The following is a 17,483-nucleotide window of genomic DNA, read 5'->3' as shown; positions in this document are numbered from 1 at the left end:
GCCGTCGCCCGGGTGAGGCCATAACCTCGATCCGACGGAATCTGATGGATCGTCAGATCCGGGTCGGTGAAACCGGCAGGCGGCGGCAGCGGTAGGGGGCACAACAGTGGTCAGCAGCGAGGTCGGCACCAAGGAACTCCCCCGGGTCATCAGCGTGGACGACCACGTGATCGAGCCCGCGCACCTCTTCGAGAAGTGGCTCCCGGCCAAGTACCGCGACCGGGGCCCGAAGCCCTTCACCGCGGGCATCGGCGAGCTGGAGTACGTCGGCGGCAAGTACAGGTTCACGACGGACCCGGCGGGCCAGACCACCGACTGGTGGGAGTACGAGGGCAACATCTTCCCGTACAAGCGCATCATCGCCGCCGTCGGCTTCTCGCGCGACGAGATGACGCTCGACGGCATCACCCGCGAGCAGATGCGCAAGGGCTGCTGGGACCCGCAGGCCCGCCTTGCCGACATGGACCTCAACCACGTCGAGGCGTCCCTCTGCTTCCCGACCTTCCCCCGCTTCTGCGGGCAGACCTTCTCCGAGGCGAAGGACAAGGAGGTCGGCCTCGCCTGCGTCCGGGCGTACAACGACTGGATGGTCGAGGAGTGGTGCGGCGACAGCGGCGGCCGGCTGATCCCGCTCTGCCTGATCCCGCTCTGGGACGTGGACCTCGCCGTCGCGGAGATCCGGCGCAACGCCGCCCGCGGGGTGCGGGCCGTCACCTTCAGCGAGATCCCGACGTATCTGGGGCTGCCGTCGATCCACTCCGGATACTGGGACCCGTTCTTCGCGGCGTGCGAGGAGACGGGGACCGTCGTGAACATGCACATCGGCTCGTCGTCACAGATGCCCGCCGCGTCCCCGGACGCGCCGCCCGCGGTCCAGGCCTCGCTCTCCTTCAACAACGCGATGGCGTCGATGATGGACTTCCTCTTCAGCGGCGTCCTTGTGAAGTTCCCGCGGCTGAAACTCGCCTACAGCGAAGGGCAGATGGGCTGGATCCCGTACGCCCTGGAGCGCGCCGACGACGTGTGGGAGGAGCACCGGGCCTGGGGCGGTGTGAAGGACCTGATCCCGGAGCCGCCGTCGACGTACTACTACCGGCAGATCTTCTGCTGCTTCTTCCGCGACAAGCACGGCATCGAGGCGATCGAGACCGTGGGCGTCGACAACGCCACCTTCGAGACCGACTACCCGCACGTCGACTCGACCTGGCCGCACACCAAGGAAGTCGCGGCCGACCACGTCGGGCACCTGCCGTACGAGATCCAGTACAAGCTGCTGCGCGGGAACGCGATCCGCATGCTGGACCTGCCGTTCGACCGGACCGGCCGGTAGGCGGCCGACGACGGGCCGATACGGTTCATCCGACCCCCCGACGGAGAGGCGATCGGATGAGCACCCCCCGGATCAGCACCCCCCTTTCGGAGACGCTGGTCACGCTCGGCCGCCGGTACGTGCGCGCCGCCCCCGGCACCTTCGGCAAGGCGGCGCTGGCCGCCCGCTTCCTCAACCCGCGCCTGCGGGAGAGCCCGCGCCGCCGCGTCGTCGCCGACCGGTACGGCCACCGGTTCGCCGTCGACACCCAGGACCTCATCCAGCGCTACGTGTACCTCTTCGGGGCCTGGGAGCCGCACATGACGCGGTGGCTGCGAGGGCGCCTCGGCGCCGGGGACGTGTTCGTCGACGTCGGCGCCAACGTGGGCTACTTCGCCGTCCTCGGCTCGGGGCTCGTCGGGCCCGAGGGACGGGTCGTGGCGATCGAGGCCTCACCCGCGTTCCACCGGCGTGTGCTGCGGAACGCCGAACTCAACGGATGCACCAACATCCGTGCGGTCAACGCGGCCGTGTCGGACGAGCACAAGCGGCTCACGTTCATCCTCGCCAGCTCGAACAACATGGGCGCGAACAGCATCGTCCCGTACGACGGGCCGGCCGAGTCCACCTTCGACGCCGACGCCACACCGCTGCCCGAGCTCCTGGAGCCCGACGAAATCGCCCGGGCACGAGTGATCAAGATCGATGTGGAAGGGGCGGAGGGCGGCGTCATCAGAGGCCTCGCCCCGGCCCTCGGCCGCCTCAGGACCGACGTGGAGATCGCGGTGGAGGTGACCCCCGACCGCCTGACGCAACTGGGGGACAGCGTCGAGGAATTGATGGACACCATGCGGAAGGAGGGATTCCACCCCTACCGCCTGATCAACGAGTACGCGCCCGAGAGCTACCCCGGTGCGATCCGGCGCCCCGCGCCACCGGTGCGGTGGCGGCAGCCGGTGACCGGCGAGACCGAGCTGGTCTTCTCACGGGTCGACGCGGAGACACTGGAGTGAGCCGTCAGCCGGTGCCGGGCGGGAAGCGCCAGTGGAAGCCCGCGAGCGCCCTGGCCCTGGCTTCCACCACCGCCATCCGCGCTGCCCGCTCACCCGTGTCGACGTGCGCGCTCTGGCCGGTCGCCTGGCCCTCCCACTTGCGGTAGAGAAGACCCACCTCGGAGGAGAACCAGCCGCGCGCCACCGCGTCGAGCGCCAGCAGGAGCCCCGTGTCCTCGGATGCGGGCAGCGCCATCCAGCCGCCCAGGGCGAGGAGCAGGTCACGGCGGACGCAGAGCGTCGCCGGGTGGACCGGCGCCCGGTAGTCGTGGCGCGCCCAGTGGCCGAGGACCGTCCCGCGCTCGATTGGCCCGTGCTCCGGATCGCCGGGGAACCCGGCCGTGGAGCCGTCGGGCAGCAGGTCGAGCGCCCGCGAGGTGGCCCACCCGATGGTCCTGTCCCCTTCGAGCGCCGCGAGATCGCGGGCCAGCGCACCGGGAGTGAGCTGGTCGTCGGCGTCGAGGATCTTCACGTACTCGCCGTCGGCGCGCGCGAGCGCCATGGTGCGCGCGACTCCGGGACCGCCGGGCCGCCCCTGTCGGAACGACACCCGCTCGTCGTCCGGGACGTGCGGCGCGACCCGGTCGCTCGTGCCGTCCTCCTGGATGAGCCAGCGCCACTCCCAGCCCTCGGGGAGCTCCTGCCGGCGGAGCGAGTCGTACGCGTCCGCCAGGAAGGGCGCCGAGGGCGCGTGGACGGCTGTGACGACGATGACGCGCCTGCGCACGGCACTCACCACCTTTCCGCGCCACACCCTATGACTCATGACTCCGAAAGAGGAGTCGACGAGAACACCAGGAAGTTTCGGTACGAAACGATCTCGCGGCTTAAAACCTGAACGGGCGACGGCACATCGCCGTGGGCGCCGAATAGTGCCGGGGAATGGAAGGGCCCGACCGCTGGCGACGGGGGATGCACCAGCGATCGGGCTCTGCTTACAAGAGTAACAAGGCTTATTGCGCGACGGGAGTCAACTCTGCCTTTTGACCATGGAGTTGTGATCGGGATCACGCGGCGGCGGCTGTCCGTTACTCGTCGCACGGCGGGTCGTACGAGAGGCGGGGAAGATACTCATCCCATTTATCCCGCGTCAGAACGCCCCGCGTGGTCGAGCAAATACGGCTGACGGCTTCGTCGGTGTCCAGGTCCCACAGCCGGACCGTATCCGTGCCGCTCGACACCCCGATCATGTGGCTCTGCGGGCTGAACGCCAGGAAACTGCCGGTCTTGGCGTTGGGGCTCATCGACTGGCCGATGGGGGAGACGTCCGCCGGATCGCTGACGTCCCACAGCCGGACCGTGTTGTCGTTGCTGCCGGTCGCCAGGGTGTGGCCGTCCTCGCTGAACGTCAGCGACACCACCGCGTCGGTGTGCCCCGTCAGGGTCGCGTCGAGGCGGGGCTTCGCGCGGCGGTCGGCGACGTTCCAGAGCCGGACCGTCCCGTCGTCGCTGCCGGCGGCCAGCGTGCGGCCGTCCGGGCTGTAGGCGATCTCGTTGACCGGCCCCAGATGCCCCTTGAGGGGCGCGCCGAGCCGCTTCACGTGGCGCGGGTCGGACACGTTCCAGAGCCGGACGGTGGCGTCCGCGCTGCCGCTGACGAGCGTGCGGCCGTCGTTGCTGAAGTCCAGGGAGTTGACGTACCCCTGATGGCCGGTGAGCGGCGGGCCGAGCTTGCGCAGCCGGCCCGGCGAGCTGACGTCCCACAGCTGGATGGTGCGGTCCGTGTCCGGGGTCGCCAGTACGCGCCCGTCCGGGCTGAAGGCGAGCGCGGCGGCGAACCGCGTGCGCAGCGCGACGGGCGGGCCGAAGGCGACGGCCTTCGCGGGATCGGAGACGTCCCACAGCTGTACCGCGCGATCGCCCGTGAGCACCGCGAGCGTGCGGCCGTCGGGCGAGAACACCGGTGAGCGGGCGGGCCCCTTCCCGGGCCGGAACGGCTTGCCGAGCGCCACCGGACGCTCGGGACGCCGCACGTTCCACAGCCGGACCTTCTCGTCCCCCGCCGCCGTCGCGAGCACCTTCCCGTCGGGCCGGAACGCCCCGATACGGCCGAGCATGTCCGCCGTCGAGATCGACCAGAGGCGCACCTTGTTGTCGCCCGTGCCGGTGGCCAGGGTCCGCCCGTCGGGGCTGAACCCCAGGGCGTACATCTCCCCGCTGCTGCCCGCCAGCGGCTCGCCGACCTGGGACGGATGCGCCGGATCGCGGACGTTCCACAGGCTCGCCGTGCTGTCCGCGCTGGCGGCCGCGAGCATCGTGCCCGCCGGGTTGAACGCCACGGACCACAGCGGGCCCGCGTGGCCGGTCAGCGGTGTGCCGAGCGGCTTGCCGCGGCGGGGGTCACGGACGTCCCAGAGGCGGATCGTATTGTCCGAGCCGCCGCTGGCGAGCGTGGCGCCGTCGGGGCTGAAGGCGACGGAGTGCGTCGTGCTCGTGTGCCCGCGCAGCACCTTGCCGATCGGCTCGGGGCGGCGCCGGTCGGCCGTGTCCCACAGCCTGATCGGGCCGTTGTCGCCACCGGCCGCCAGCGTCCGCCCGTCGGGGCTGAACGCCACGGACCGCACGGCCGCGGTGTGGCCGGTCAGCTTGGCGAGCGCCTTCGGCCGGGCCGGCGCCGCCACATCCCACAGGCGTACGGCATGGTCCTCGTTGGCGGCGGCCAGCGTGCGTCCGTCCGGGCTGAAGGCGAGCAGGTAGATCGTGCCGCCGTGCCCGGTCACCGGAGCGCCCAGCGGCCGCGGACGGCTCGGGTCCCGCACGTCCCACAGCCTGATCGTGCCGTCGTCCGAAGCGCTGGCGAGGGTCTTGCCGTCCGGGCTGAACACCGCGGTGCTCACCCAGCTGTCGTGACCGGTGAGGGGCTTGCCCAGCGGTTCGGCGTGCGTCGGGTCCGACACGTCCCACAGGCGGACGGTCCGGTCGTAGCTCGCGGTGGCCAGAACCCGCCCGTTCGGACTGAACGAGGTGAGGTACACGGCACCCTTGTGACCCAGGAGCGGTGTGGCCAGCGGCGCGTTGACGATCGAGATCAGCCGGTTCCGTACGCCCTCGTCGCCCGGCCGCAGGCGGTGCGCCACCAGGTCGAGCTGCGCGGACAGCGAAGGGTCCGTGTGCTGAGCCCGGTCGGCCTCGGCGACGACCTGCTGGAACACCGCGTCGTCCCGCTGCTGCCGCGCGACCACCGCCGATACGACGGCCACCATCGCCAGCACGACGAGGACCGCCACCGCGCCACGGCTCAGCCAGACGAAGCGCCTGCGCAGCCTGCCCGAAGCGGCCAGGAACTCCACCGCTCCCCGGGTCAGATACGTGTCGCCCGCGTTCTTCGCCCAGGCGCTCGCCTGTTCGAGCCGGGAGCCCCGGTAGAGCAGCGACGAGTCGCGCCCGGAGTCCTCCCAGGCCTTGCCGTCCTCCTCCAGGCGCTGGCGCAGCAGATGGTCGCTGCGGTCCTCGTCGATCCAGTCGCGCAGCCGCGGCCAGGCGTGCAGCAGCGCCTCGTGCGTGATCTCCACGGTCTCCGCGTCGAGCGTCACGAGCCGGGCGCGGACCAGCGCTTCGAGCGATTCCTCCGTCTTGTGGGGATCCGTCGACTCGTCCGCCAGCTGGCGGCGCGTCCCGCGTCTCCGGGTCGCCTGCGTGTCCTCGCCGAGCCGGACCAGGCGGAGCAGCAGCAGCCTCGCGGCCGTACGGGCGGCCGGGTCGAGGCCGGACCAGGCCCGCTCGGCGGTCGCCGCCACCGCGCCCTGGATGCCGCCCGCCGCGCGGTAGCCGGCCAGGGTGAGCCGTCCCGTCTTCCGCCGCTGCCAGGTGGCGAGCAGCGCGTGGGAGAGCAGCGGCAGCACGCCCGCGTCGTGCGCGCCGCGCGGTCCGTCCGTGCTCACCTCCCGGACGATCAGCTCCGCGAGGCCGGGTTCGAGCTCAAGGCCGACGGCCTTGGCCGGACCGGTCACCGCCTTGCGCAGCTCACCGGTGGTCAGCGGCCCGAGCACCATGTGCCGGTGCTGGAGGGCGTCGGCCAGCTCGGGGTAGCCGAGGCACTCCTCGTAGAAGTCGGCGCGTATGCCGAGGACGACGAGGGCGGGGGCGCCCTCCCCCTCCTTGCCCGGACTGCAGGCGGCATGGAGCAGCTGGATGAAGGCGCGCCGCTCCGACTCGTCCGGGCAGAGAGTGAAGGTCTCCTCGAACTGGTCGACGATGAGGACGGGGCGGGTGGCAGGGGCCGGGCTGCCCGGTTCCGTCTCCCCGCCGGAGGCGATGCGTCCCGTCCAGGCGCTGACCGACTCACGCACAGACCGGGTGAATTCGGACGTGACGGGCTCGTCGGCCGCACCCGCCTCAGGGACGGCGTGCGCGAGCTCGGGTATCTGGCGGAGCAGTTCGGCCAGGGGCTCACCGCCCGGCACGAGCTGCAGGACGGGACCGGTGGCCCGGCCGCCTTCCTCGTCCAGCGCGCCGTTGCGCAGGGTGGGCACCAGGCCGGCGTTCAGCAGGGAGGACTTCCCCGCGCCGGACGCGCCCACGAGCATGACCAGACCGCCCGTCGCCTCCGCCGCGCGGAGCTGGCAGACGAGGGCCTCCGTGCTCCGCTCCCGGCCGAAGAACCACTGGGCGTCCTGCTGACGGTACGAGGCGAGCCCCCGGTACGGGCAGACGCTGGGCGCGGCCGGGTCCTCGGCGGTCCCCGGCTCCCCGCCCTCCTCGGCCCCCGGGGCCCGGTCGCCGACCGGATCGGCCACCGCGCGCTCCCACAGGCGGTGCCACTGGGCCATGTCGTAGAGACCGGCGGAGACGGGCACGGGCCGCTCGCGCCGCGCCTCGGGAATCAGGACGTGCAGTACGGCCGCGAGCGCGGCGAACTGGGCCGGCACGTTCTTCGCCCGCCGCCAGTCGCTGATCCGCTGAGCGGACACCCGTACGGGCCGCCCCCGCTCGTCGACCCGCTGGAGCCTGACGACCGCTTCGGCCACACGCTTGAGGGGCGGGTTACCGGCTTCCTTGTACAGCAGCGCGAGACGTTCCGCGAAGCTTGTGCGTGCCCCTGAGTCGGAACTCAAGGCCTCCACCCCTTACTTCCGCCGCGCCTGGACATCCGGACCGGAAAACTCACTTTATACGGCTGACCTGCGCGGAAGGTGTCCGGACGAGAGGGCACCCTCCTCCCGGAGACCGCCAACTGGCAGGATTTCATCGCAGTAGCGAACCAACCACGCAGCGTCCTGGCAGGTCACCGGCGCAGTGCTCGCGGAGGCGGCTCACGCCACCGATGGTTCTGAGCCTGGCTTGCGTCACAGTGACGACGGGCTCGTCGCGTGGCCCGAGAGATCAGTGCAGTCGGTCATATACGGACCGCGTTCACATCGAAGGCGTTTCCGGACTTTCCCTGATCCGCGCCGATACGAAGTTCCACCACGGGTCGGCGTTGTACGCGTCGATCGGTGCCGGTCCCCACGAGGGGAGGGACCGGCGCCGGTCCGACGCGGTGCTGCTTGGCTGGGGCTGGGCTGTGCGGGACGGGGCAGGGCTGAGCGGGGCTCGCGAAGCTCGCCCACCCTCTATGGCGTTGCCGGGTTCTTCACGTCCTGCCGCCGTACATGCCTGAGCGCGCCCTGCGCCGGCCTCCACGCCTCACCCGTGCCGACGGGCCGGCGTCATCGAAGACGACGACAGCAGGGGCCTTCGCCGGCGTCGAGTTCACCCCAGAGGCCTCCAGCCCAGTCGGCGCTTCCTGTCCAGGCGCCCGAAGGACAGGCCTGACCCGATGCGTCAGGAACCCGTCAGAAACCCGTCAGAAACCAAAGAGGGGCCCTGGCGCCATACGGCACCAGGGCCCCGAAGGACTGCTACACCATCTGCCGACCCTGTAACTGCGTCGGCCTTCTGCGTCCGCAGGCCCGACCTGAATGCTGTCGGGGGTGCGGGGATCGCGGTTGCTTGACCGGAGACCACCTCACTATCGATGTCCTGCGGTACCCGGGCTCGACTTCCACCCGGGCGATCCTGATGGCGCTCGCTTCCTCCGTACTTCCCTCGGTGATCAACTACTTCTTGCGGTACTGCGAACTGCACTTGCGTGTACTGCTACTACGGGTACTGCGGTCCTGCTCATGGCGGCCCCTGATCACTGCGGGCCACCCGGTCCGGTCGTCAGTCCCGTCGCCGTCCTGCGACAACCCTGGCTTCGGAACTCCACCACCGCACCGTCCTGCGAACTGCAACTGCGGGTACTGCTGCCTGGCAGTTCGTCTCTGCCAGGCCCTGCGGTCTCTCTGGGGTACGAGAGAAACCATAACCACACCAGGACCCAATGTCTACTCTGGCTGGAGCAGATTTTTAGCTGCTCGAAGCGCAGGAAATCGACCCTGACCGACTCTCGCGCCTGCGGAACGGGGACGACTGAGACCCTGCCGCAGCACGTGTCCAGGCCGCTACGCTGGGTCAGTGAGACGTCCAGCGCGTCGACGCCGGCGGCATTGAGCGGCATTTAGGGGGCCCTGATGTCTTCCACTCCACCTCCTCCCGTACCACCTGAGCCGCCCACCAACGCTCCGCCCACCAACGCTCCGCCCTCGACTGACCCAGGGCCGAACACGGGCTGGCAGTGGACCCTCAGGGTGTTCGCGGTGATCGGTGCCGTCGGTGTCGTCGTCTCGTCGGCCGTCGCGATCTGGGGGCTTCCCGCCGCCGTGCAGAGCTCGGATGTCGCGCAGCAGGCCGAGGCCCGTGAACGAAACAAGGACAAACAGGACGACGCGAAGGAGGAGCGCCTCACGGTCGGTCCCGCGATCGACATCGCGGCCGGGGAGCCGAACCTCCTTTTCGGCGGCCGTTTCGCGCTCGCTCAGCGCACCACGAAGGCGGCGGACCTTCCGGAGGGCGGATTCCTGTCGGACGAGTACAGGGCCTGGTTCGCGAAGAACAAGGCCCTGCGGGTCAATGAAGCCACGGTCCGCGTCACCATCTTCCCCATTCACAGGGGCACGGTGGTGATCCAGAACATGCGGATCACCGACCTTTCCTGCCGGCCCACTCGCTACACCGGCACCGCTGTGATTCCCCCTCCTTTCGGAGACAGCGGAGGCGAGGCGCTTCCTACAGCAGTCGCCTTCGACCTGACAGAGCCCAGTCCGAGGCCGTGGAAGAAGAAAGGCTGGGTGAGCACAGGGTCACGCGACGGAGCGTGGGTCCTCTCCGAAAACGCCTTCGCCAAGGGCATCTACCTCGACGGGGGCGAGGATTTCGACGCCAGGGCGTTCGACCTGTCCTTTTTCACCAAGGGAAAGGACTGCGAGTTCGGCGTCGAGGTGAACGTCACGACCGCCGGCCGGGGAGACGAGTGGTACCGCGTGGTCTTCCCGGGCTCACGACTGACTTACAAGGTCGCAGGCCGCCCGGAGCGCTACGACACCTCTGTGGTCAGCGAATCGGTGGAGGCGCCTCCCGTCCTGAGGGGCCCACACACCTCCGACAGGCCACCGACCCTGCGGAAGGGCAGGTTCTGAGAGCCCCTCAGAACGCAGACGCAGCAAGGGCCTGACCCGCGATGCGGATCAGGCCCTTGACCTGGTGTTTCAGCTGTCGGGGTGGCGGGATTTGAACCCACGACCTCTTCGTCCCGAATGAGGTCCGAGCAAGATCGTTATCTGTGGATCTTATAAACATGCAGGTCAGGGGATTGGTCTGAGGTGGTGTGGTGGGGTCTTGGTTGGCCTCCGGGGGAAGATCATCTCCCAGATTTCTCCCAGCGGCGGCTCTTTGGCCGAGGGTTCGCAACCGGGGCTCGACTGCGAGCAGCATTGCGGAAGCAAGTTGCTTTGGCTGTCCTGCTGTGGTGAGCGGAAAGTCAGCCGTAAGGGGCATACACGATGACCGCCATACCGGCGAGGCAGACCAGGGAGCCGATGACGCCGAAGCGATCAGGGCGGTAGCCGTCGGCGGCCATGCCCCAGGCGATGGACCCGGCAACGAAGATGCCGCCATAGGCGGCGAGGATCCGGCCGGAGTTGTCGTCGCTTTGGAAGGTGGCAACGACGCCGTACAGACCGAGTGCGATCACGTCGGCGCCGACCCCGATCCAGCCTCTTGAGTGAGCGCCTCGCAGGTCGCACCTCCAGTGCCGACGAGTGGGGGGAGGCAGTCGGCTGGCGCCCCCTGCGAAGCGGCAGGGCGCCTGCCTGCGGGCCGAACGGGGCACAGAGAATCGTTTACTCAAAGTGACCGCGTGTGATGCAGAGCGCCAACGGACAGACTCGAACAGCCCATGTGCCCTTTCTCCTCAGGAGCCTGCTTTATGCGTCTTCGTCGTTCCGCAGCCGTCGCTCTGGGAGCTCTCGCCCTTGTTCTGACGGCCCCCACATCTGCCAGCGCCGCCGACGGGCAGTTCCGGTACACCTACCTGACCGATGAGGGCTTCGAGGCGGTCGGCTTCCTCAACAACCCGCCAAGTGGCGAGTGCATCAACCTCTACGGCGTCGGGTCCAACGATCAGCTCCCCGGGTATTCCCCGAAGAATCGGACGGACGCGGCGGCGGTGGTCTTCCGCAACGCCGACTGCGAGGGGGACGACTTCTTCTCCCTGCGCCCCCACACGGGCGGCGGCTCGGAGCGTCTGAAGGTGCGCTCGGTCATCTTCGCCTGACGGGCACGGATCCGCCCGGTGCCAGCCCACCGGCTGTACCGGGCGGATCCTTGAGTGTCTCCGCGACCAGGAGCGCGGGGTATCGGCTGGACTCGGAGACGAACTTGCGCCGGTGGCGGGGCCGTTAGCGACTCCTGCTTGGCCGGTGAGAAGACTGGCGCCACGGACTGCCACCGTGGCAGGGGGGAAGGAGTCTCGGTACGAGTCTTCGCCCGATTGCCGTGAGCTTCGATTGCCGTGAGCTTCGAGGAGGATGACCCACCATGTGCGGAATCGTTGCGGCGGTCGGCGAGGTCGACGTCCCGCTCTGCCGGGAGATGCTGGCCCGGATCGCGCACCGCGGCCCGGACGACACGGGAGAGACGCATCGCGGAGACGTCTGGCTGGGCCACCAGCGGCTTTCCATCATGGATCCGCCCGGCGGCCACCAGCCGCTCGTGGGGCCGGACGGCCGTTCCCGCCTCGTTGTCAACGGCGAGATCTACAACCAGTTCCACCTCCGGGAGGAGCTGGGCCCGGAACGCTTCACGACGGGTTCCGACAGTGAGGCGGCCCTGCACGTGCTGCTCGTGGATGGTCCCGCCGGGCTGACCCGGCTGCGCGGCATGTTCACACTTGCCCACATCGACGAGACCGGCTCGCTCCTTGTCGCCCGCGACGCCCTGGGGGTGAAACCGCTGTACTGGGCCCGCAAGGACGGCTGTGTCCTGTTCGCCAGCGAGCTGCGCGCCTTCGACCCCGCCGACCGTCCCCTGGTGGAGAGCTTCCCGCCGGGATGCTGTTGGACCCGGCAAGGCGGCCTGGTGCGTTTCGCAGACGCCGTCCCTCCCCGGGTGCGCCCCGCTCGGCGCCCTCAGGGGTCCGCCACGCCGGGCCGGTGGGACGAGACGTTGCTCAAGGCGGTACGCGAGACGATCGTCAGCGCGGTCGAGGACCGGATGATGAGCGATGTCGGCGTCGGTGTCTTCCTCTCCGGCGGCCTCGACTCGGCGATCGTCACTGCCGTGGCAGCGGAGTACGCGAGGCGTCACGGGCACCGCCGGCCGCTCCCGACGTTCGCGGTCGGTACGCCGGGCAGCCCCGACCTGCTGGCCGCGCGCGTGGTCGCGGAGTATCTCGGCACCGAACACCACGAGGTGGTGATGAGCCCCGAGGACGCCGTGGCGGCGCTGCCGAGGACGGTGCGGGCGATCGAACACTTCGACGTGCATCTGGTGCGCAGCGCGGTGCCGAATCTGCTGCTCGCCGAGTACGCCTCGAAGCGAGTACGGGTCGTACTCACAGGAGAGGGCGCGGACGAGTTGTTCGCCGGTTATCCGGACTGCCACCGTGAGCCGTTCCTGTCCCCGGAGGCCCTTCAGGCGAGGCTGGTGTCGATCGTGGAGGGGCTGCAGTGGGAGAACCTGCAGCGCTGCGACCGCACGACGATGGCGTACGGCCTGGAGGCCAGGGTGCCGTTCCTCGACCGGGACGTCATCGAACTGGCGCTCTCGATCCCGCCGGAACACAAGATGATCGGCCCGGGCATCGAGGAGAAGAAGCTGCTGCGGGACGCCTTCACGGGCTGGCTGCCGGAGGAGATGCTGCGCCGCGGCAAGCTCCAGTTCGGCCACGGATCCGGGGCCAAGGACGTTCTGACAGCGGGACTGACAGCGGCGGGGCTCGCACAGACCGCCACGGGCGACGCCGAGGAGGAGGCGGCCTTCTACGCGCTGTGGCGCGCCGAGTTCCCCGGCGTCGATCCGGTACGGACCCTGGGCCGTTCAGCCCCGCTCGCCCAGTGAGGCGACCGCACGACGGAACATCTCAAGGCAGCGGTCCCAGACTTCTGAGCCCTCCCTCAACGACAGCAGAAGGGGCCACAGGTCGGCGGAGAAGGCGCGGCTGGCCTCGGCCGGGAGGAGGGAGGGGAGGTTGTCGATGGCGATGATGTCGAGTGGCCGGGGATCCTCGCGAAGCCGCCGTACAGGGGTGGCCCAGTCGGTGACTTGGTCGTAGACGGGCAGGGCGTTGAGGTCGGAGCCCACGTCGCACGTCACGTCGGCGATCACGGACAGCCGCCGCTGCTCGTTGTCGAGGTCGGCCTTGGTCAGGAACGGCGGTACGGGCTGGCTGGTGGCGATGGCGTTCACGAGGATGTCGTGCGCGAGTAGTGCGTCACGGTCGAGGTTCCGGGTGTCCTTCAGTCCCCAGCGGGTCGGCTCGATACCGGCGGCACTGAGCGCGTCGCAGGCCCCGCGTCCCGACCGCCCGTCCGCTCCGATCACCAGGGTGGTGACGCCGCCTAAGCGTCGGTCAGGGGTCAGCTGCCCGCGCAGTTCTTCATGGGACGACGAGGCGAGCGGCGCCGTCAGCGTGCCCCGGTGCTGGAGAACGGCCAACGTGGCGCCCGCGTAGCCCGCCCAGTAGCCGAACGCCACCACCCGGTGGCCCTCAGCGTCGACGAGGTGTTCCAGGTCGAGCAGCGTGCCGCCGCCCGACTCGAAGCGCCGCAGCAGCCGCGGCGCCGCCGCCTGTCCCTTGTAGGCGTGCCCGAAGAAGATGTGCCGGTGGGTCAGCTCCGAGGGTGCGTCGGGCAGTTCCTTGAGACCCAGGACGTAGCTCGTCGCGGGGCAACGGCTCGTCCAGCTGCCCTGCGGTGCGATCGCACAACCGGCATCGGCGTACTCATGGACGGGAAAGACGCGCTGCGGCGACTCCTCGACCGTCAGGTGCACTCCTCCTGCGATCAACTTGCGGGCGTCGTCGGGGGCCAGAGCAGCACGTCGCTCGGTCCGCCGGGATTCGTGTCTCATCCAGAGGCGCGGCATGTCAATGTCAGGCACCGCATAAGTGTCCGAGACGTACGCCCCGTTGCACCGACCGCCGCGCCGGTCCCAGGCGGCATCGCGCCCCCACGCTTCGCAAACCACTCGGTCGTGGACTAGCCACCCCTGACGCCCTTCTGACTATGTGGAATCAAACGATGACCGTCTGTGGCAGGCGGTCGATGAGCGGTGAAGGGATGACGATGAGCACTGCCCAGACGTCAGACACAAGGGACGCGGACTCCGCCCCTGCGATCAGCACGGTCGTCGGAACCGGGGAACGGGGCTCCGGCGGTGACGGCGGCCAGGCTGCTTCGGCCCAGCTGAAGGGCCCGTTGAAGATCGCGATGGACAGCACCGGCACCCTCTACATCTCCGACAGCGGCAGCCACCGGCTCCGGAAAGTGACGGCTGACGGGGAGATCAGCACGATCGCTGGCACGGGCACCGGGGGTTTCGGCGGTGACGGCGGCCTTGCCGTTGAGGCACAACTGAGGAGCCCGGGCGCGCTGGCAGTGGACAGCACCGGCGCCGTCTACTTCACCGATGGCGGCAACCAACGGGTCCGGAAGATCACGGCAGACGGGACGATCAGCACGGTCGCCGGCACAGGCAAAGTGGGCTCCGACGGTGACGGCTGCGCCGCCACCGATGCCCAATTGAACGCCCCTTCGGGGGTGGCGGTGGACAACTCCGGTGTCCTCTACGTTGCCGAAAGCAACAACCACCGGGTCCGGAAGATCACGGCAGACGGGAAGATCAGCACGGTCGTGGGGAACGGGACCAAGGGAGCCGGAGGAGACGGCGGTCCGGCAATTGAGGCCCAGCTCAACCTCCCCCAGGGCCTGGCGGTGGACGCTGCGGGCAATCTCTACATCGTCGATGGCTTCAACTGCCGTGTCCGCAAGGTCACGGCGGACGGGACGATCAGCACCGTCGTCGGCATGGGTGCACCGGGCTCAGACGGTGACGGCGGCCCGGCTGCTCAGGCCCAGCTGTTCGGGCCCACGGAGCTCGTGGTGGACAGTACAGGGACCCTCTACATCGCCGATACCTTCAACAGCCGGGTTCGCAAGGTCACGGCGGACGGGACGATCAGCACCGTCGCCGGCACGAGCAAAGCCGGCTTCAGCGGTGACGACGGCCCAGCCGCCAAGGCCCAGCTCAGCATGCCGTCGGGGCTCACCGTGGATGGGGCGGACGCCCTCTACATCGGCGACTCCGGCAACTGCCGGGTTCGGAAAGTCACGCCGGTGAAGACGGACGGACTGCCCGATTCGGGCACTGTGGCCGCCTGGGTCAACGTCCGGAGCAAGCTGCGGATGGGGGTCTCGCGTGAGTCCCTCAGAGATGGGGCCGAGATCCGCCAGTCCCTCGCCTCCACCAGGGCTCACCAGAAGTGGCAGCTGGTCGTGGTGAGCCAGGACGACGGCGACGTCCTGTACACGATCGAGAACACGCGCAGCGGCAAAGTCCTGGAGGTCGTCGGAGCGGGGACGGCGAACGGGGCGGCGGTCGCGCAGCGCGCCTACGAGGGCGATGACGCGCACCACCAGCAGTGGAGGCTGATCCCGGCGGACTCCGCGACCGGCGCTCCACGGGTGTACGAGATCGCGAACCACCACAGCGGTCTGCTCCTGCGCGTCGACACCAACGGCCCCGCGGCGATCAAGCAGTACGGGTCGGAGGGTGACCACCGCGAGCGGCAGTGGCAGCTGCTGCCCGTATGACACACGAACGAGGGGTCAGGGACGGAAACGCCCCTGACCCCTCGTTGCCCGGACGCTACTCCGGCTTGTCCGGCTTCTTGGCCTTCGCCTCGGGGGCCTTGGGTTCCGCGGCCTCGGGGGTGGGCGGCTTGGGATTCGTGCACTCATCCTTCGTCGGCATGTCTTTCAGGTTCCCCGGCTTCTTGAGGTCGTTGTCACCCTTCACTGTCTGACTCGACTGCCGCATGCCGGCGGCCGCCGCCGTAGAGACCGAGCTGGGGTCCTGGGCGTACGCGGCCTGGGCGTCAGCACCTTGTCGGCTGGTCTGGATGAAGGAGCCGAGGAAGCCCAGGACGACCCGCGCTTCGGGCAACTGCTCCTGCACGGTCTGCGCCCGGGAGGAAGCCCCATGGATTCCGCGGGTGAACAGACTCGTGCTCGTGTCGTCGTATGTGTTCTCGTCGGCATCCTCGAAGTCGATGCCCTCTCCAGGCTGCGGCCTGTCGCGGCCGGTTACCACTGTGAAGAGTCCCGCGTTGTTTTTCGCGGCGTTGAAGACGTTGTTGAACACCATGGTCGTCACCTCTGGTCGTCGTCGTGGCGGTGCCGCCCGCCGGTCATGTCTGCTTGTACGGCGTTCGCTGGCTGTCGGTCAGCTTCTCGCCGTCGAACATCGTGTGGTGGACATCCAGTGCGGAGACGACTTCGGCCAGTCCCTTCATGCGAAAGCCGCCGCCCGCCAGGTCGATGTCGCCGATGTCGCGGGCGACCAGCCGGTCGAGGCCGGGGTAGGCCCCGCTCTGCGGGGGAGCCAGGACCGGCACCGGCACGGCGTACTGCACCGCGAGGAGCCCGGAGAAGGTCACCGGGATCTCATAGGAGTACTGCTTGCGGGTGCGGCGCTGTGTCACGAGGGTTTCCACGCGGGAGCCGGGCGGGACCTTGCCGGAGATCTGCGATTTCGAGGCCCAGCCTGTGGTCAGGGAGCCGCCAGTGGTGGCCGCGATGCCCTGCGCCAGCGAGGCGTTGAGCCCCGCGGTGCCGGAAGCGCTGCCTGTGGTCGTGAACGCCGTCTTGCCTGTCACCGTGCCCGTCGCGGTGGTGGTCATCCCGTTGGTCATGCCCATGTCCACGGCGTTCGCAACGTCCGCCCCCACGCTGTCCTTGCTGTTCTTGCTGGTGAACGTGTTCGCGTTCTTCGCCGAAATCTCGTTCTTGAGCTGCGCCTGAATCTGCCCCTGGAGGTCCAGACCGAGCATCAGCTGAAGCTGCAGCTGGAGCTGCGCGCTGACGTTGCCGCCGAAGGTGAGCTTGGAGTCCCCTGTGAGTGACCACGTGGCCCCGTTCGTCACGGTGAAATCGACCGAGTCGGTGAAGTTCATGTCCTCCTTGCCCCGGTTGACGTAGGTGCGCGAGGAGAACGTGTCGGGCGGGGGCTGGGCGATGTTGCGCCGCTCCTCGATCAGCGGCTCCCCCAGGTTCATGTAGGCGAGCCAGCCCAGACTGAAGGCGTTGCCCGTGAACGTGCCGAAACTCAGCTTGTTCACGGAGAACCCGATGGGCTTGTGCCGCACACCGTAGTCGTCGACGTAGACCAGATTGGGGTGGTCCAGGATGGACTTCCAGCTCTTGTCGATCTTGAGTTCCCACAGGTTCTTCTTCGTCAGAGGCTGACGCTTGGCCCGTTCCAGGCTGTACGCATTGGAAGGCAATTTCTGTCCTCAACTGATCCGGTCGAAACCGTACTCGGTGAAATGGAAACAGGCAGCTGCGCGCACGTTCCAAAACGAAGCTAGCACGGGCTCCATTGCCCGAGAAGACCGTCCTGCCTATCACGCTCAATCGAGTGACCGAGACATGCCTCCAGTGGTCAGGCACCAGCTCAACACCTTTCACAATTCACGCTCAGGGGTGGTGTGACCTGGAACCTTGCCGGTTTTAAGGCTATTTGCCTCGGTCGTGTATTCGCTT

11 protein-coding genes and 1 pseudogene are annotated in these 17,483 nt (G+C 69.0%); 6 read left to right on the top strand and 6 right to left on the bottom strand.

Annotated features, from left to right (window positions below; all coding sequences use genetic code 11):
- Positions 1 to 106 precede the first annotated feature (106 nt).
- On the top strand, positions 107 to 1,330 hold the full coding sequence (locus tag AB0H82_RS02130; RefSeq protein WP_362987813.1) for an amidohydrolase family protein: 1,224 nt from the start codon (positions 107 to 109) through the stop codon (positions 1,328 to 1,330).
- Positions 1,331 to 1,386: 56 nt separating this feature from the next.
- Positions 1,387 to 2,322, top strand: a complete 936-nt coding sequence (locus tag AB0H82_RS02125) for an FkbM family methyltransferase (protein ID WP_362987811.1) — start codon at positions 1,387 to 1,389, stop codon at positions 2,320 to 2,322.
- A 4-nt stretch (positions 2,323 to 2,326) separates the two neighbouring features.
- Here the strand turns inward: AB0H82_RS02125 and AB0H82_RS02120 are convergent, their stop codons facing one another.
- Both AB0H82_RS02120 and AB0H82_RS02115 read right to left on the bottom strand, forming a co-directional pair.
- The gene (locus AB0H82_RS02120) at positions 2,327 to 3,088 is read right to left on the bottom strand and encodes a glycosyltransferase (RefSeq protein WP_362987808.1); all 762 of its coding nucleotides are present in this window, start codon (positions 3,086 to 3,088) and stop codon (positions 2,327 to 2,329) included.
- A 301-nt stretch (positions 3,089 to 3,389) separates the two neighbouring features.
- Positions 3,390 to 7,424: a hypothetical protein gene (locus tag AB0H82_RS02115; RefSeq protein ID WP_362987806.1), complete on the bottom strand. Its 4,035-nt coding sequence runs from the start codon at positions 7,422 to 7,424 to the stop codon at positions 3,390 to 3,392.
- Between the two features lie 1,557 nt (positions 7,425 to 8,981).
- Between AB0H82_RS02115 and AB0H82_RS02110 the strand changes: the two genes are divergently transcribed.
- Positions 8,982 to 9,860 carry a hypothetical protein gene (locus AB0H82_RS02110; protein WP_362987804.1) on the top strand — a complete coding sequence of 293 codons (879 nt, stop codon included), beginning with the start codon at positions 8,982 to 8,984 and terminating at the stop codon, positions 9,858 to 9,860.
- A 341-nt stretch (positions 9,861 to 10,201) separates the two neighbouring features.
- On the opposite strand, the pseudogene AB0H82_RS02105 reads toward AB0H82_RS02110, so the two are convergent.
- Positions 10,202 to 10,441 (bottom strand): annotated as a pseudogene (locus AB0H82_RS02105) (YnfA family protein); the annotation flags it as partial.
- A gap of 207 nt (positions 10,442 to 10,648) precedes the next feature.
- On the opposite strand from AB0H82_RS02105, the gene AB0H82_RS02100 reads away from it, so the two are divergent.
- Together AB0H82_RS02100 and asnB are read left to right on the top strand one after the other, a co-directional pair.
- A complete protein-coding gene (locus AB0H82_RS02100) occupies positions 10,649 to 10,996 on the top strand; it encodes a hypothetical protein (protein WP_362987803.1) in 348 nt (115 codons plus the stop codon).
- 263 nt (positions 10,997 to 11,259) lie between these two features.
- On the top strand, positions 11,260 to 12,780 hold the full coding sequence (asnB, locus tag AB0H82_RS02095; RefSeq protein ID WP_362987801.1) for an asparagine synthase (glutamine-hydrolyzing): 1,521 nt from the start codon (positions 11,260 to 11,262) through the stop codon (positions 12,778 to 12,780).
- Here the strand turns inward: asnB and AB0H82_RS02090 are convergent.
- Positions 12,760 to 13,806 (bottom strand): saccharopine dehydrogenase, encoded by a 1,047-nt coding sequence (locus AB0H82_RS02090; protein WP_362988290.1) that lies wholly within the window; start codon positions 13,804 to 13,806, stop codon positions 12,760 to 12,762. The genes asnB and AB0H82_RS02090 overlap by 21 nt on opposite strands.
- 200 nt (positions 13,807 to 14,006) lie before the next feature.
- Here AB0H82_RS02090 and AB0H82_RS02085 point away from each other — a divergent pair, with 200 nt between their 5' ends.
- Positions 14,007 to 15,533, top strand: coding sequence for an RICIN domain-containing protein (locus tag AB0H82_RS02085; RefSeq protein WP_362987799.1), 1,527 nt, complete (start codon positions 14,007 to 14,009; stop codon positions 15,531 to 15,533).
- A 55-nt stretch (positions 15,534 to 15,588) separates the two neighbouring features.
- Here AB0H82_RS02085 and AB0H82_RS02080 read toward each other — a convergent pair whose 3' ends face one another.
- Both AB0H82_RS02080 and AB0H82_RS02075 read right to left on the bottom strand, forming a co-directional pair.
- Positions 15,589 to 16,086 carry a hypothetical protein gene (locus AB0H82_RS02080; RefSeq protein WP_362987797.1) on the bottom strand — a complete coding sequence of 166 codons (498 nt, stop codon included), beginning with the start codon at positions 16,084 to 16,086 and terminating at the stop codon, positions 15,589 to 15,591.
- Positions 16,087 to 16,129: 43 nt separating this feature from the next.
- Complete coding sequence (locus AB0H82_RS02075) at positions 16,130 to 17,224, bottom strand: hypothetical protein (protein ID WP_362987795.1); 1,095 nt, start codon at positions 17,222 to 17,224, stop codon at positions 16,130 to 16,132.
- Positions 17,225 to 17,483: the final 259 nt, after the last annotated feature.

The organism is Streptomyces sp. NPDC050732, from assembly GCF_040654255.1.
In the GTDB taxonomy this organism is placed as follows: domain Bacteria; phylum Actinomycetota; class Actinomycetes; order Streptomycetales; family Streptomycetaceae; genus Streptomyces.
Note: the sequence above shows the minus strand (reverse complement) of the source record. Positions and strands in the feature narration are given on the sequence as shown.